The organism is Faecalibacter sp., from assembly GCF_057177045.1.
This window is the reverse complement of record NZ_CM169987.1, coordinates 2150952-2167770: the sequence shown is the minus strand read 5'-3', so window position 1 is coordinate 2167770 and position 16819 is coordinate 2150952. Positions and strand designations below refer to the sequence as shown.

The window sequence follows — 16819 nt, the reverse complement described above, 5'->3', positions numbered from 1 at the left end:
CTTTTCAATTTTCAATTTTCACTTTTAGTTATTCACTAATCTTTTTACATTTTACAAAAACCAAAACGTATAACGTAAGACGAAGTTAGAACAAAAGTAAATTTTTCACTTTTCACTTTTAGTTATTCACTAATCTTTTTGCTCAAAATTATTTATTCACATACAAAAATCGGTCACTGAGGTTCTCGAAGTGCCGATTTCCTTTGTCTTCGAGAACCTCAGACACCGGAAATCTTTCATTCAGCACGAAACATTAGCAAAGTAAAGATTTAAAGCCTATAGCATAAAGCCTACAGCTTATAGCATAAAAAAAAATCCCCAACCAAATAAATGATTGAGGATTTAAATAAAGACTGGCGGCGACCTACTCTCCCGCAATAGCAGTACCATCGGCGCTGAAAGGCTTAACTTCTCTGTTCGGAATGGGAAGAGGTGAGCCCTTTCGCTATAACCACCCTAATTTCTTAGATATTTTTAATTAGGTTTGATTCCTAATCTATTTTTGACATTATTAGATAATTGAATACAAATACTCTTGCTTATACAATCCAGTATACAATTCAAATAAGATTAACTAACCTTCTCTATGACGGTTAAATTAATATTTGAAAAAGTTTATGGGTAATTAGTACTACTCGACTTTGACATCACTGCCTTTACATCTATAGCCTATCAACGTGGTAGTCTGCCACGACCCTTTAAAGAAGTCTAATCTTGCGGCGAGTTTCGCACTTATATGCTTTCAGTGCTTATCTCATCCAAACGTAGCTACTCAGCGGTGCACCTGGCGGCACAACTGATACACCAGAGGTTTGTTCAACACGGTCCTCTCGTACTAGAGTCAAGTCCGCTCAAACTTCTAACGATCACAACAGATAGAGACCGAACTGTCTCACGACGTTCTGAACCCAGCTCGCGTGCCACTTTAATGGGCGAACAGCCCAACCCTTGGGACCTTCTCCAGCCCCAGGATGTGACGAGCCGACATCGAGGTGCCGAACCTCCCCGTCGATGTGAGCTCTTGGGGGAGACTAGCCTGTTATCCCCGGAGTACCTTTTATCCTTTGAGCGATGGCCCTTCCATACGGAACCACCGGATCACTATGTCCTGCTTTCGCACCTGCTCGGCTTGTTGGCCTCACAGTCAAGCACCCTTATGCCATTACACTCTACGCACGGTTACCAAGCGTGCTGAGGGTACCTTTGAAAGCCTCCGTTACTCTTTTGGAGGCGACCACCCCAGTCAAACTACCCACCATGCACTGTCCTTCTATCTAGAAGTTAGGCTCCAAGTAAATAAAGGGTGGTATTTCAACAATGACTCCACAAATCCTAGCGAACCTGCTTCATAGTCTCCCACCTATCCTACACATTATTTACCCGAAGTCAATACAAAGCTATAGTAAAGGTTCACAGGGTCTTTTCGTCCCGTTGCGATTAACCGGCATCTTCACCGATACTACAATTTCACCGAGCTCATGGTTGAGACAGTGCCCAGATCGTTACACCATTCGTGCAGGTCGGAACTTACCCGACAAGGAATTTCGCTACCTTAGGACCGTTATAGTTACGGCCGCCGTTTACTGGGGCTTCAGTTAAGAGCTTCGCCGAAGCTAACCCCCTTCCTTAACCTTCCAGCACCGGGCAGGTGTCAGACCCTATACGTCATCTTTCGATTTTGCAGAGTCCTGTGTTTTTGATAAACAGTCGCCTGGGCCTTTTTACTGCGGCTGACTTACGCCAGCGACCTTTCTCCCGAAGTTACAGGTCTATTTTGCCTAATTCCTTAACCATGACTCACTCGAGCGCCTTAGGATACTCTCCTCGACCACCTGTGTCGGTTTACGGTACGGGCTGCACATCTCGCTATTTCTTGGAACAATTTTCAGAGGATTATCACGCCACCCGAAGGATTTGTGTACTATCCCTGCTTTACGCAGGTTCAACGTGCTATTCCGTCAGCACGCACCTCCTACAATCATTCGTCACTTTTATTGAGTGCAGGTACGGGAATATTAACCCGTTTGCCATCCACTACCCCGTTTGGGTTCGTGTTAGGACCCGACTAACCCTAAGCTGATTAGCATAGCTTAGGAAACCTTAGTCTTACGGCGAATAAGTTTCTCACTTATTTTATCGTTACTCATGCCTACATTTTCTTTTCTAAAAGCTCCACCACCCATTACCAGGTGACTTCTGCGCCGTTAGAATGCTCCCCTACCAGTCATACATAAGTATGAATCCATAGCTTCGGTAATATGCTTATGCCCGATTATTATCCATGCCGGATCGCTCGACTAGTGAGCTGTTACGCACTCGTTAAATGAATAGCTGCTTCCAAGCTAACATCCTAGCTGTCAATGCAATCCAACCGCGTTTTTTCAACTTAGCATATATTTGGGGACCTTAGCTGATGGTCTGGGTTCTTTCCCTCTCGGACATGGACCTTAGCACCCATGCCCTCACTGCCTAGAAACATATATTAGCATTCGGAGTTTGTCAGGAATTGGTAGGCGGTGAAGCCCCCGCATCCAATCAGTAGCTCTACCTCTAATATACTTCACTAAACGCTGCACCTAAATGCATTTCGGGGAGTACGAGCTATTTCCCAGTTTGATTGGCCTTTCACCCCTACCCACAGGTCATCCGAAGACTTTTCAACGTCAACCGGTTCGGTCCTCCACTTTGTGTTACCAAAGCTTCAACCTGCCCATGGGTAGATCACAAGGTTTCGCGTCTAATACCACTGACTATATCGCCCTATTCAGACTCGCTTTCGCTTCGGCTCCGTACCTGAAGTACTTAACCTTGCCAGTGACATTAACTCGTAGGCTCATTATGCAAAAGGCACGCCGTCACACTTACGTGCTCCGACCGCTTGTAGGCGTACGGTTTCAGGTTCTATTTCAACTATCTATTCGATATGCTTTTCACCTTTCCTTCACAGTACTAGTTCACTATCGGTCTTTGAGGAGTATTTAGCCTTGGAAGATGGTCCTCCCATATTCGGACAGAATTTCTCGTGTTCCGCCTTACTCGTTATCAACCTTATAACACTTTCGCTTACAGGACTATCACCCTCTTCGGTTAACCTTTCCAGGTTATTCTGCTAGCATTATAAAGTCTTTAGGGCTAATCCGCGTTCGCTCGCCACTACTTACGGAATCTCAATTGATTTCTTTTCCTATTGGTACTTAGATGTTTCAGTTCCCAACGTTCGCTCTGCTTGCGCAGTGACATGTCTTCAACATGCCGGGTTGTCCCATTCGGAAATCTACGGATTAATGCGTATGTGCCGCTCCCCGTAGCTTATCGCAGCTTATCACGTCCTTCATCGCCTCTCAAAGCCTAGGCATCCGCCGTACGCCCTTAGTAACTTTTTTCATAATTTAACCGTCATAATAATGAGCGGTTATGTTAATCTTACTCGTTTTTGTTTAATTGTATACCTTCAATTTGCCGAATTAAATCGTTTAATTATTTAATTCTATATTGCTTTGATTAATTTCTTAATCTCTGTTTGATTGTATGTCGTTAACAATTTCTTGTTATCTTTTTCTAATAATGTCAATGAACTCTTCTTGTCCGTTAGGACTTCGTGGAGAATATCGGAGTCGAACCGATGACCTCTTGCGTGCAAGGCAAGCGCTCTAGCCAGCTGAGCTAATCCCCCTCTTTTTACGTATTACGTACGACGTTAAACGTTTTACGTTGTAGTCTCAGGCAGACTCGAACTGCCGACCTCTACATTATCAGTGTAGCGCTCTAACCAGCTGAGCTATGAGACTCTTTAATACTCTTAAAGAGTGGTCTTTGTAATATATGTTTTTGAAATCAATTTTGACAGTAAATAAAACCGAATTAAGGTCAATCTTCTATAAATAGAAGAAAATTCGTCGTTCTCTAAAAATGAGATGTTCCAGCCGCACCTTCCGGTACGGCTACCTTGTTACGACTTAGCCCTAGTTACCAGTTTTACCCTAGGCAGCTCCTGTTACGGTCACCGACTTCAGGTACCCCCAGCTTCCATGGCTTGACGGGCGGTGTGTACAAGGCCCGGGAACGTATTCACCGCATCATGGCTGATATGCGATTACTAGCGATTCCAGCTTCATAGAGTCGAGTTGCAGACTCCAATCCGAACTGAGATAAGTTTTCGAGATTCGCATCCTGTCGCCAGGTAGCTGCCCTCTGTACTTACCATTGTAGCACGTGTGTAGCCCAAGACGTAAGGGCCGTGATGACTTGACGTCGTCCCCACCTTCCTCTCAACTTGCGTTGGCAGTCTCATTAGAGTCCCCGTCTTTAAACGCTGGCAACTAATGATAGGGGTTGCGCTCGTTGCAGGACTTAACCTAACACCTCACGGCACGAGCTGACGACAGCCATGCAGCACCTTGCATTCTGTCCGAAGAAATATCTGTTTCCAAATACGTCATTATGCATTTAAGCCTTGGTAAGGTTCCTCGCGTATCATCGAATTAAACCACATGCTCCACCGCTTGTGCGGGCCCCCGTCAATTCCTTTGAGTTTCATTCTTGCGAACGTACTCCCCAGGTGGGATACTTATAACTTTCGCTTAGCCACTGAACTTACGCCCAACAGCAAGTATCCATCGTTTACGGCGTGGACTACCAGGGTATCTAATCCTGTTCGCTCCCCACGCTTTCGTCCATCAGCGTCAGTTGAGGCTTAGTGACCTGCCTTCGCAATTGGTGTTCTGCGTAATATCTAAGCATTTCACCGCTACACTACACATTCCAGCCACTGCAACCTCACTCAAGACCAACAGTATCAATGGCAGTTCCATCGTTAAGCGATGGGCTTTCACCACTGACTTATTGGTCCGCCTACGGACCCTTTAAACCCAATAAATCCGGATAACGCTTGCACCCTCCGTATTACCGCGGCTGCTGGCACGGAGTTAGCCGGTGCTTATTCATATGGTACCTTCAGCTACTCACACGTGAGTAGGTTTATCCCCATATAAAAGAAGTTTACAACCCATAAGGCCGTCATCCTTCACGCGGGATGGCTGGATCAGGCTTTCACCCATTGTCCAATATTCCTCACTGCTGCCTCCCGTAGGAGTCTGGTCCGTGTCTCAGTACCAGTGTGGGGGTTCACCCTCTCAGGCCCCCTACAGATCATCGCCTTGGTGAGCCGTTACCTCACCAACTAGCTAATCTGACGCATGCCTATCCTACTGCGATAAATCTTTCAAGTATTACTGATGCCAGTCTCACTATTATAAGGTATTAATCCAAATTTCTCTGGGCTATCCCTTTCAGTAGGGCAAGTTGCATACGCGTTACGCACCCGTGCGCCGGTCTCAAGATAGCAAGCTATCCCTACCCCTCGGCTTGCATGTGTTAAGCCTCCCGCTAGCGTTCATCCTGAGCCAGGATCAAACTCTCCATTGTAAATAATTTCTTTTAGCATTTCTGCTTATGTTTTACAACTTCGAATTTCCTTTAGCTCTATTATTTAAGGATTGACCTAATTTATATTCGGCTTTTATTTCTTCTGTCTATATTGTAATTTCAAATGAACTTCTCAATTCTAACAAACTTCTTTCGTTGTTTGCGGTTGCAAAGGTAATACTTATTTTTAAACTACAAAATCTTTTTTTAAAAATTTTTGAAGTTTTATTTTTTCAAGACTTTATTAAGAATAATCTTAATTCTCATCTCTCATTAACAAGTTACTTCTTCGCGATTTCAAGTTTTCAACACTACTCTTCTTTCGTATTGAGAGTGCAAATATAGGGCAACATAATTCGTTTTTCCAAATGGTTTTTGAAATTTTTTTCTGTTTTTAACTTAACTAACTGGGTTGAAGGGAAATATTTTTTGTGATATTTTTTGTTTTACCTCGTTCGGTGTTGAAGTTAGTAAGTTGTTACGTTTTTAAGGTACAAGTTGTGGTGAGAGATTAGGGATTAGGGATTAGAAGTTAGAAATAAGGTTTACACTTATTACTTATTACTTAATACAATCAAGGGGATTCTTCACTTCACTAACGCTTCGTTCGGAATAACAGGTTAATTGGGTAATTGGGTAATGTGATAATTAGATAATGTGAAAATGATTTGGAATTAATTTCAAATTTAAAGTAGCATACCTTAGGTCCTAAAACTTAGAACTTAAAACGTAATACGTCCTTTAACCGCGTTAGGGATAGAAGTGGAAATCCTTTGCGGTAGCAAAGATTGTAACGTATAGCCCGACCGAGCGTGCATAAGGAAATAGCGTTATAAAGAAAGATGGGATGGAGAATTAGAAAAGGAGTCGAGAAAAAGATGGGGATAGCGAGGGAACGCCCAAATATAAAAAAAGCATCTACAATAATGCAGATGCTTGATATTATATGAATATGTAATAGAATTAGTTTGCTAATACGATTACAGTATTGTTATTCATTTCTAATGTTCCTCCTTTGATGTCAAATAATAAAGTCTTTGCTTGAGATGGAGAAGTATATACTTTTCCTGAATTATTATCGAAATCTTTGAAAGTAGATTCGTGAACAGCAATTTTAATTGTTCCTTCACCTAAAGTTGCTACAATAGGGGCGTGGTTATTTAAGATTTGGAATTCACCATCTTTACCAGGTAAAGTGATTGCATCAATCTCACCGTCAAAAATTACTTGTTCTGGAGTGATAATTTGTAATTGCATATCCGATCTATTTTAAAAAAAAGAGTACTTCGTTGTCTTTATAAACAAGAAACGTAAGCACTCTTTCATATCGTTATTAAATTAATTATTTAACGTCTGCTAACATTTTCTCACCTGCTTCAATCGCTTCTTCGATTGTACCACGTAAGTTGAATGCTGCTTCTGGGTATTGGTCAACTTCACCGTCTAAGATCATGTTAAATCCTTTGATTGTGTCTTTGATGTCAACTAATACACCTGGGATACCTGTAAACTGCTCTGCAACATGGAATGGTTGAGATAAGAAACGTTGGATACGACGTGCACGGTGTACAACTAATTTATCCTCTTCTGATAACTCTTCCATACCTAAGATCGCGATAATATCTTGTAACGCGTTGTAACGTTGTAAGATTTCTTTTACGCGTTGTGCTGTTTCGTAGTGCTCTTTACCAACGATCTCTGGAGTTAAGATACGAGATGTAGAGTTTAATGGATCTACCGCTGGGTAAATACCTAACGAAGCAATTTTACGATCTAATACAGTCGTAGCATCTAAGTGCGCGAACGTTGTTGCTGGCGCCGGGTCAGTTAAGTCATCCGCAGGAACGTAAACCGCCTGTACAGATGTAATTGATCCGTTTTTAGTAGATGTAATACGCTCTTGCATTGCACCCATCTCAGTTGCTAATGTAGGTTGGTAACCTACCGCAGATGGCATACGTCCTAATAAGGCAGACACCTCAGAACCAGCCTGAGTGAAACGGAAGATATTATCAACGAAGAATAATACGTCTTTTCCTTTTCCTTGTCCATCACCATCACGGAAGTACTCTGCTAATGTTAAACCTGTTAAGGCAACACGAGCACGTGCACCTGGAGGCTCATTCATTTGTCCGAATACGAATGCCGCTTTAGAGTCTTTTAATAACTCCATATTGATTTTAGATAAATCCCATCCACCTTTTTCTGTAGATTCTACGAATTCATCACCATATTTGATAATACCTGATTCGATCATCTCACGAATTAAGTCATTACCTTCACGAGTACGCTCACCAACACCAGCGAATACAGATAAACCTCCGTGTCCTTTTGCGATATTGTTAATTAACTCCTGAATTAATACTGTTTTACCTACTCCGGCACCACCGAATAAACCAATTTTACCTCCTTTTGCGTAAGGCTCAATTAAGTCAATTACTTTAATCCCTGTAAATAAAACTTCAGTTGCTGTTGATAAATCCTCGAATTTTGGAGCAGAACGGTGAATTGGTAATCCATTCGCTTTGTCTAAATTCCCTAAACCATCAATAGCATCTCCAACTACATTGAATACACGTCCTTTAATTTCTTCACCGATTGGAACCATAATTGGTTGTCCAACAGCGATAACTTCTTGTCCTCTTTGTAAACCATCAGAACTATCCATTGCAATACAACGTACAGTATCTTCTCCGATGTGTTGTTCAACCTCAAGGATTAAAGTTTCTTTTCCAGCACGAGGAACTTCTAATGCATCATAAATATTTGGAAGGCCTTCAGCGTTATCAAAAATAACATCAATTACAGGTCCGATAACCTGAGCAATTCTACCTTTCTTTTGATTTGCCATTATATGAAATGATTTAGTTTATTTTATTTGGGTGCAAAGGTAAGTCAATTCTATCTTATTATTATTATAGTTTTTAAGATTTTTGTCATAATATTTTGATTATTAATCAAGAATTTATAATAATTAACTAAATTTTAATCATATTAATCTTTATCAATTCCACCTCCGTACATTTCTTGTACGTTTTTTTGGTAGGCTTTATAAATTTCGCTAAACTCTTCTTGTGTAATTGTTTCATTTGATATTTTAGAGAAATAAGGTTTTAATTCTGAATCATCTTTTAGGAAATCAATATTTTTCATTTTATAAATAACAGTAGGTTTATCATCCGATTTTGGTTGAATAAAAACTTCTAATACCAAACCTGGATAACCTAATATTTTTGATGGACCACATTTTGTTTTGATATCCTTAGCATACCAAACTTCTGTAAAATCATTGATTGATTCTAAGGTTAATTTAGTTGCTAAAATTCCGTTGATTGTTTTTGTTTCGCGATGATTTTGCCATCTATTGCTTAGTTTTAATGGAGACTTAACCTTATAGTTTTTATGCTCGATCGTAATATCTTGATAAATGTATTTTTCTGATGGATTTGTAACAATAAAATTAGTTGTGTAATTACCTATAGATTCTACACGATTTGTTTGACCTAATTTTTCTTGTTTTTTATACAAGCACAAATCGTCTTCATTTATTAGTAAAACATGTTCTTTAGGTGTCTCATAATTACTAATTATTACATCTGAAAGATTCTTTTTAGAACTTTCTGGTAACAAATAAATTTCATCATATTCAACTTTATAATTTTGAGAATAAACGAACACCCCGATAAATAATAAAAGAATATTTTTCATGATTAATTATTTTTTTAGTTCTAAATATTCTTGATAAGTAATTGCAGTTGAAAAATCGTATTCACTAATATATGATTGAACTAATTCGCTAGTATTTTCAAATTTTTCAAATTCAAAAAAAACTGTTTTATCTTCATTATACAATTCTAATATAATACCTTTCAATCCATTAATTGCGATTGGTCCATATGGCAATGGTAATTGTTCTGTAAACCATGCAAAATATTTTTTTTCATTAATAATCTTATACGCCTTAAAACATTTGAAATCTCCTATTTGTTTCGTTTCATCTGTCAAAATCCATTCGTCATTATTAGGAGTTATAGACATTAATATTTCTTGGTTTTTATTGATATTATTTAAGTAAAACTTATTTTTTTTTCTATCATAATAATTAAACAATCTTTTATTAGCTATAGAATCAATTGTATTACTTGGCTGAACAAGTGTTCCATATTCATCTCTGAAAGGTTTTGTTATAGCTTTATCTAATAATGTATAAAAAAATGATTCATGTTCGTCATAGATTAAAATTGAAGTATTCATTTTTCCATCAACATTTATTTTTTTATAAAATATCTTTCCTTGATTTTGTGAATATGTATAATTAGATATCAAAAAAAATATCAGTATTAAAAAACTTAATTTATTCATCTTTTGATTGTATTATTTTTTATTAAAATGGCATACAAAAAAGTCTGCCATTTTAATAAATACCTGGTGCAGATTCTTCTTCTGTATTAGGACAAAGTACTTGTACCCATGGAGTACATGATTTTTCTGTGTAAGTATTTCCATCAGGACCTACAGTAGTTGTAATTGTACATTCTCTCACAAAACATGCGTCAGGTGTCGATTTAGATTCTACAAATTTCTCTTTGTTAATTTTAACTCAAAGATTTGTAGAATTATTAAACTCTGCAATAGAAAAAGAGCTTACCAATAAGGCTCCTAGTAAAATAATTTTCTTCATAATAAATATTTTATATGTTAATAATATTATGAATTTAGTAAATGAATTTAGTAAATTCAAATTTATTTTAATCTCTTTATTTAAAAATCAATCAATTACATTTCACCTTAATAAAAAAGATAACTGAAGTTCGATTTGAATGCCTTAATTTTATGCAAAATTATATGAAGTGGAAGTACATCGATTAATAAAAAATATCAAAACCATCAAAAATCCTGTTTTAACTTTAGGGATGTATGATGGTGTACATATTGGTCATCAAACCATTATCAATCAACTGAATCAAATTGCAGATGAAATTGATGGAGAAAGTGTATTGTTGACATTTGATCCACATCCACGAATGGTGTTACAACCGAATTGCGATTTAAAGTTTATCTATACTTTAAATGAAAAAGAAGAAGCCTTAGAAAAATTAGGTTTAGATCATTTAATCATTCATCCATTTACAAAGGAATTTTCACAGTTAACTTCTTTAGAATTTGTAAGAGATTTATTAGTAAATCAAATCAATATTCATACGTTAGTTATTGGTTACGATCATCATTTCGGGAAAAATCGTGAAGGAAATTATGAACAATTAGAAATCTTATCGAAAGAATATGGATTTCAACTGGTTCAAATAGAAGCAGTGGATTGCGATGATATTGCTGTAAGCTCAACGAAGGTTCGAAAGGCTTTAACAGAAGGTAATATTGATTATGTAAATAAAGCTTTAGGTTGTAACTATCCTTTAAGTGGGGTAGTGGTACATGGCGACAAAATCGGACGTACACTCGGTTTCCCTACTGCTAATCTAAGAGTAAATAATTTGAAGATTGTCCCTGCTCATGGGGTTTACAGTGTGAATGTGTTTGTAGAGGATAAAAAATATTTAGGATTGCTAAGTATCGGAGTTCGCGCCACAGTAACAAATTCGCAGGAATTGCGAATTGAGGTCAATATTTTAGACTTTAATGAAGACATTTACGGAAAGACGATTCGATTAGAATTTTTGGATAAGATTCGAGATGAAAAGAAATTTAACGGCTTAGATGAATTAATCGAGGCAATGCATCAAGATAAAGCACATGCTCTTGCAAAATATGGGCATTAAAAAAGGAGGTTCGATTGAACCTCCTTTTTTATTCCAATGATTTTATTTAATCATTAATTTATAATTGTAAGCTTTGTTATTGATATATACGCGAACGAAATATAATCCTTTCGAAAGATCTTCGACATTCATTTCATTCGTATTGGAATTTACTTTTATCCTTTGACCTGACCAATCCAATACTTCAATGCGCTCTACGGGTTGATTGCTCTGTACTTTAAAAAAATAAGTAGCTGGATTTGGATACAATTGAATGTCTAAGCTTGAGATTTCTTGGTTATTCAACTGACCTAAAATCGTTTCAAAATTAGGTACACCATACCCCAATTGAACATCATAAGAAGGATAAAGATGAGCAGAAGTTTCAACCCATGTTTTGATTTCTTGAGTGGATGCATTTGGTAAAGCGGACATCAATGAAGCAACTGCACCGGCTAAAATGGGCGAGGCAAATGAAGTCCCATTCGCTGCCGTCATATTTCCAGATGGACTAAATGTAGGAGATTGTACACCTAATGCACTGACATTGGGTTTTTGGATTTGATTCGCATTTGGTCCATAAGAGGTAAACCATGCAGGATTGAGGTTCGCGTCTAAAGCACCAATCGAAAAAACATCCACGGCATCCGCAGGAGCTCCTAAATAATGCCAAGAATTATTTCCATCATTTCCCATCGCATTGACTAAAAATATTCCTCTTGATGCAGCAATTTGAGCACCTTTAGAAATTATCGTTGTTTCACCATTCATATCATCATAGGTAAAATCATATCGTGGATCATCAAAAGTGGTATAACCTAAAGAAGTATTTATTAAATCGACACCAACGCTATCTGCACGTTCAGCGGCTTGAACCCAATACAATAATTCTTTTGGTGTTTCTACTGGTGCATCTTCCGATACATATAATGCATACTGTGCATCAGGAGCAGATCCGATGTATTGGTTGTTGATTTTGGCAGCCATGGTTGCCAAAACATTGGTCCCATGGGAATGCATTTGATAAATTGAATTATTGTTGACAAAGTTTTTGGTGTCAACGATTCGATTTTCATGGCGTAAGGCCGAAAATGCATTAATCGTATTCACACCCGGAAATCCCGAATCAATCACTCCGATTAAAATATTCTGACCGGTATAACCTGCTTGATGCAATGGTCCAAGATGCATCTGTTCAATAAAAACTGAACTACTTCCGTAATCTAAAGTAGACTCTAGAAATTTTGAGGAGTGATTTCGCGCCAAAACTTGACGAGGATTTTCATTTCTTACCAAATTCTCTACGGATAGAACAAAAGGCAAATGACTGATTTGAGAAATGGTCGCTTCATTGGAAATTTCTACCATAACCGCATTCAACCATTTTGAAGCTCCAACATACGTTAGATCTAAATTTTTGATTTGTTGTATTAACTGGGTATCAATTGGTACATCTTTATCATCTAACATCACTTGTTTATTCGTTCTTCGATCCAAGGCACGCTGCGAAAGCATCTGAAGAGGATCCGAAAGATATAAAGCAGTATTAAGCTTTGGTTTTAAATGAATCAAATAATAATCTTGCCCCAACGCAAAGTAAGATAGAAGAAGTAATAAAAAAGTTGCTGTTAATCTCATATCGTATTAATTGTCAGCAACTAAAATAAGAATAAGTTTACAATAATTCTACTTATTTTGGAACTGGAATATTAATATAATAGTTAAAAATATTCTCTTTGTTATTGATTAGAATCTGTAAGAGATCCTTTTTAAATTTATCACTATTGGTTGATAGTTCAACTTGACCATTTTTTCGAGTAATGGAAAAGCGCTTGTTATCTTTTTCAAAAATAACTTTATTGTTTTGTTTTTTCACATACATTAAACTCACACGGTCCACTTTCGTCTGTAAAACAATGCGATTACGATTAAAAACAATAGGATCTAATGGTTTTTGCATGCTTGCAGATGGAGTTGTTGATGCAGGCGCAGCAAATGATCTTTTTTCGATCTCTTTAGAATCCACTTTTGCCATCACAATTGCCGTAGAAGCAATAGAATCAAGATTTTTTCTTTCTAATGCAACGTTTTCAGAAACTTTACTCGCTGCCATCGTTACTCTTGTCGAATCTTTGAGTTGATCTTTTAAAGTTTCTTCATCCAATACGGCAGAAGCATTCATCAGCATCATATCAGAAGACGATTCAATCGAAGGTGGCGTTGCAATTCCGTTTGTAGATTGCTTCTTTGTCGGAATTGTGGATTTTTTTACCATCTGTACTTCCGGATCTATCATTCCTGGAGGTTTGGTTTGTTGCACAATCACCGGAACTTTCTCTAAAATTTCATCTACACTTTCTTTTACAATTTCGATGGGCTCATCTCCTTCATTCATATTTTCAATGAAGAAATAGAAGTAAGGGATGGCAATCAGTGCAAATACAGCCGCCGATGACCAAACGCTTTGTATAAAATCGTGTAAAGGCTTTTTCGTTTTATTTTGTTGGAGCCCCGTTTCTATTTTTTGCCAAACAATATCGCGTGGCTTATCCTGAGGCGAATTTTCCTCTACTGCATTTCGAAATAATTCTTCTATGGAATCTTTTTGGTTCACAACAAATTCGCTTTTAGATTAGGATATTTTTCTAATAATTCTTTCAACTTTGACTTCGCTAAATTCAACTGAGATTTTGATGTCCCTTCCGAAATGTTTAGCTGTTCTGCAATTTCTTTATGCTTAAATCCTTCAATCACATGGAGGATAAAAACAATTCGACATCCTTCGGGGAGTACATTTAACAATTGCATTAGCCCACCATCTTCTTCCACAGGGGTGTCTTGTTGAAAAACATGAGAAGAATGATCTTCTATGGACATCCATATGGTTTTCTTCTTTCGCACTTCCATCAAGCATTCATTCACTATGATACGGTGCATCCAACCTTCAAAATTTCCATCTCCTGAGTAAGAATTGATATTCTGAAAAATCTTTAAAAACCCTTTTACCAATGCATCTTCAGCTTCATGTATGTTCACAAAATAGCGCTTACATACTGCGAAAAACCGCGAGTCGTATTTCTCATAAAGCAAACGTTGAGCTTTCGAGTCATTTTTCTTACATTCTTTTATCAGCTGCTGGAGATCCAAGGAATCTTTTACTTTTATATATAGATGCCAAATTAATAGAAAAGGTTGTATAAATTCATCATAATTTTCGTTAAAATTAACCCTAATCATCATAAAAAAAGCTGATAATGATGAAATTACCAGCTTCTATGGGTTGAAAGCAAAGAATTATTTTTTGATGAATTTCTTCACGACGCGTTTTTGGTCTTGATTTAATTCGATCAGATAAACACCTTTTGCCAAATGACTTACATTTAACGTTTGATCTTTCGTTATTCCAGCTTCTAATTGTTGTCCTAACATGTTCGAAATCGAGAATTTAATTTCAGATTTTGATGCTGAAGCGATATTTAAAACATCGGCTGTTGGGTTTGGATATACTAAGAAATCTACTTTATCAAGATCTCCTGTCGATAATTCATCCAATTCGAAAATTGCATGAATATTATATTGATATCCATGATCAATGTTTAATTCTAAGACAGGATCATAAGATAGTCTATCACCCTCCCAACGTAAAAATTTATATCCTGGTAAGGCTACAGCTTCAATTTTTACAGGTACATTATAGAAATACTGACCTGTCCATAAATCATAATTTGAATCAATACCAATTGTATTTTCATTAATTTCAATGGTATTAGTCTTAATAAAACCCTTTTCCTTTTCTGTCTGAAGAGTCAAATTATAAAATCCATCAAGATTAAAATACTCCATAATATGTGAACGCTGAAAATCGATTCTTCTTCGAGCAAATTCTCTCAAAGTTTCAACTTCATTCTCCCACGCTTCTAATGAAGGTATTAGATTCCAGCGTCGTATATGATTTGTCATTTCCGGCCTTAATACGTCTTGATATTCATTTATTAATTCATTGATTCTCTCGGGCTTATAGCTAGTATTTAACAAATCAGCAAAACGATTGATAAAATATTTTTTAAAATTCTCATTATCTAATAACCCCTTTAAAACATAATTTACATAGGTCTCATTTTCATAATTCGTAGTAGTGACCGCATTTTCTAAAGCATTATACATAAAAGTATGATTTAATGCTTCTGGCATACCATTAAAACCCAAATCTAAGTCTTTGAACAACCATCTAAATCTCCCATCTTGACCATAAGGTGCTTCGGGATTATACATCGTTCTTTTGCGGAAATACTCCATATTATTATGAGGCCAGTCAAAATTTGCAGCATAAATTTCTGCTATATGATAATCTGCCACATTGACTTCATCTACATATGTTAAAGCTTGTTGATAGTTTGATTCAATCGACAAATCATTAGTTTTAAAATAACGAATCATTTCTTGATAAAAGGTATCATCTCCTAAATCTACTATTCCATCATTTTCTAAAAAATCGACTTCTTCTTCTTCAATACCAAAAACGCGTTCAAAGTATTTTTCATCAAATCGCTCTCTTAAATTATAAATCCCATAATATTCACCATTAACAAAGTTAATCACAGGAGTATAATTTTGAGTTTCCATATTTAAATGTGCATTTAACCCTTGAATTAACGCATCTCTAAACAATGTTTTTTCAGTATCCTGTCCTGAATTTCTCAATATTAATCGTTTAAAACTTTCATAATGATAGTTTTTAAAAAAACCATAATTCATAGTGCTTTTTCCATAGGAAGATTTTGCATATAAACGATGAGATCGATTAGCATAAAAACGCGTTCCATTTCCATGTAATCGTAATCCTAAATTTTGGTTGATAACAGAATTATGTTGATCTAAGTAAATAAAATTAACTTCTATTTCCGATTCAGATCCACTCGCCCAATAATTGGCATCTGATCGATCATATGCCTCTACTGTAGGATTTTCTAGTCTCCAACGATCAAATAATTTTCCGGCCACAAACAATCCATTTTCATACCCAAAAAGTTTTTCATCGTCTGTGGTAATATTAACAATTGGAAGAGTATAGGCTTGTTCATTAAAGTAGTAAACATGTGTCACGGTCTCAGAACTATTTTCGGTACCATAAGCTTTTGCTCGTACAACAAAACTTTTATCTACTGATGCATTTGGAAAATAAGGATTGGTCTTAAAAGAAGTAGAAATATTAGCAATTCTATTGGGCTCAGATGATCGATTATAGACTAAAATGGGATTCTCGTATGCATTAGAAATTAAAGTGTTTTCAAAGAATTCATACGGTTGTTCTCCTGCAAATTGTGGATATCGTTTCTTATATTGATACGTTCTTCCATTCAAGTTATTAATATCAGGCTCAGAACCGTCTAACGTATAAATAATTTGAACCTCAGGATCTTCGTGTGTTAAGTTTAATTGGAATTCCTCGTTATAAAAACCACTTTCGTGAGAGAAGGTTGGTGGTTGAAGCGACTGCCCAAACAAAGGAGTAATAACTAAAATTGGCAATAAGTAAAATTGTTTCATAAAGTAATTTAAAAATTAATGAAACAAATTTAATAAAATAAAAAAGCTGATAAACAAATATTTATCAGCTTTACAATATCTTATATGCGTAT

The 16819-nt window shown here is 36.7% G+C and carries 10 protein-coding genes, 2 tRNA genes and 3 rRNA genes; 1 reads left to right on the top strand and 14 read right to left on the bottom strand.

What is annotated here, in order from left to right; all coding sequences use genetic code 11:
* Positions 1-351: 351 nt before the first annotated feature.
* The 10 genes from rrf to AC1QSP_RS10100 all read right to left on the bottom strand — a co-directional run bounded on the left by rrf (position 352) and on the right by AC1QSP_RS10100 (position 9967).
* A 5S ribosomal RNA gene (rrf, locus tag AC1QSP_RS10145) occupies positions 352-459 on the bottom strand.
* 146 nt (positions 460-605) lie between these two features.
* A 23S ribosomal RNA gene (locus AC1QSP_RS10140) occupies positions 606-3383 on the bottom strand.
* Positions 3384-3599: 216 nt separating this feature from the next.
* Positions 3600-3673: transfer RNA gene (locus tag AC1QSP_RS10135), tRNA-Ala, on the bottom strand.
* 41 nt (positions 3674-3714) lie between these two features.
* Positions 3715-3788 (bottom strand) — tRNA-Ile (locus AC1QSP_RS10130).
* Positions 3789-3907: 119 nt separating this feature from the next.
* Positions 3908-5424, bottom strand: a 16S ribosomal RNA gene (locus AC1QSP_RS10125).
* Together the 16S, 23S and 5S rRNA genes with 2 tRNA genes alongside form the textbook arrangement of a ribosomal RNA operon.
* A gap of 963 nt (positions 5425-6387) precedes the next feature.
* On the bottom strand, positions 6388-6681 hold the full coding sequence (locus tag AC1QSP_RS10120) for a FoF1 ATP synthase subunit delta/epsilon (RefSeq protein ID WP_230477400.1): 294 nt from the start codon (positions 6679-6681) through the stop codon (positions 6388-6390).
* A gap of 85 nt (positions 6682-6766) precedes the next feature.
* On the bottom strand, positions 6767-8275 hold the full coding sequence (atpD, locus tag AC1QSP_RS10115; protein ID WP_484078593.1) for a F0F1 ATP synthase subunit beta: 1509 nt from the start codon (positions 8273-8275) through the stop codon (positions 6767-6769).
* A gap of 143 nt (positions 8276-8418) precedes the next feature.
* Complete coding sequence (locus AC1QSP_RS10110) at positions 8419-9132, bottom strand: GLPGLI family protein (RefSeq protein ID WP_484078592.1); 714 nt, start codon at positions 9130-9132, stop codon at positions 8419-8421.
* A gap of 6 nt (positions 9133-9138) precedes the next feature.
* Positions 9139-9786, bottom strand: a complete 648-nt coding sequence (locus tag AC1QSP_RS10105) for a GLPGLI family protein (protein WP_484078591.1) — start codon at positions 9784-9786, stop codon at positions 9139-9141.
* Between the two features lie 52 nt (positions 9787-9838).
* On the bottom strand, positions 9839-9967 hold the full coding sequence (locus AC1QSP_RS10100) for a hypothetical protein (RefSeq protein ID WP_484078590.1): 129 nt from the start codon (positions 9965-9967) through the stop codon (positions 9839-9841).
* Between the two features lie 307 nt (positions 9968-10274).
* Between AC1QSP_RS10100 and AC1QSP_RS10095 the strand changes: the two genes are divergently transcribed.
* Positions 10275-11201 (top strand): bifunctional riboflavin kinase/FAD synthetase, encoded by a 927-nt coding sequence (locus AC1QSP_RS10095; RefSeq protein ID WP_484078589.1) that lies wholly within the window; start codon positions 10275-10277, stop codon positions 11199-11201.
* Between the two features lie 42 nt (positions 11202-11243).
* On the opposite strand, the gene AC1QSP_RS10090 is transcribed toward AC1QSP_RS10095, so the two are convergent.
* The 4 genes from AC1QSP_RS10090 to AC1QSP_RS10075 all read right to left on the bottom strand — a co-directional run bounded on the left by AC1QSP_RS10090 (position 11244) and on the right by AC1QSP_RS10075 (position 16727).
* Positions 11244-12818: a S8 family peptidase gene (locus AC1QSP_RS10090; RefSeq protein ID WP_484078588.1), complete on the bottom strand. Its 1575-nt coding sequence runs from the start codon at positions 12816-12818 to the stop codon at positions 11244-11246.
* Positions 12819-12870: 52 nt separating this feature from the next.
* Positions 12871-13794, bottom strand: coding sequence for a hypothetical protein (locus AC1QSP_RS10085; RefSeq protein WP_484078587.1), 924 nt, complete (start codon positions 13792-13794; stop codon positions 12871-12873).
* Entirely contained in the window at positions 13791-14270 is a 480-nt protein-coding gene (locus AC1QSP_RS10080; RefSeq protein ID WP_484080402.1) for an RNA polymerase sigma factor, read from the bottom strand. The genes AC1QSP_RS10085 and AC1QSP_RS10080 overlap by 4 nt, the downstream gene beginning before the upstream one ends.
* 204 nt (positions 14271-14474) lie before the next feature.
* On the bottom strand, positions 14475-16727 hold the full coding sequence (locus AC1QSP_RS10075; protein ID WP_484078586.1) for a CotH kinase family protein: 2253 nt from the start codon (positions 16725-16727) through the stop codon (positions 14475-14477).
* Positions 16728-16819: the final 92 nt, after the last annotated feature.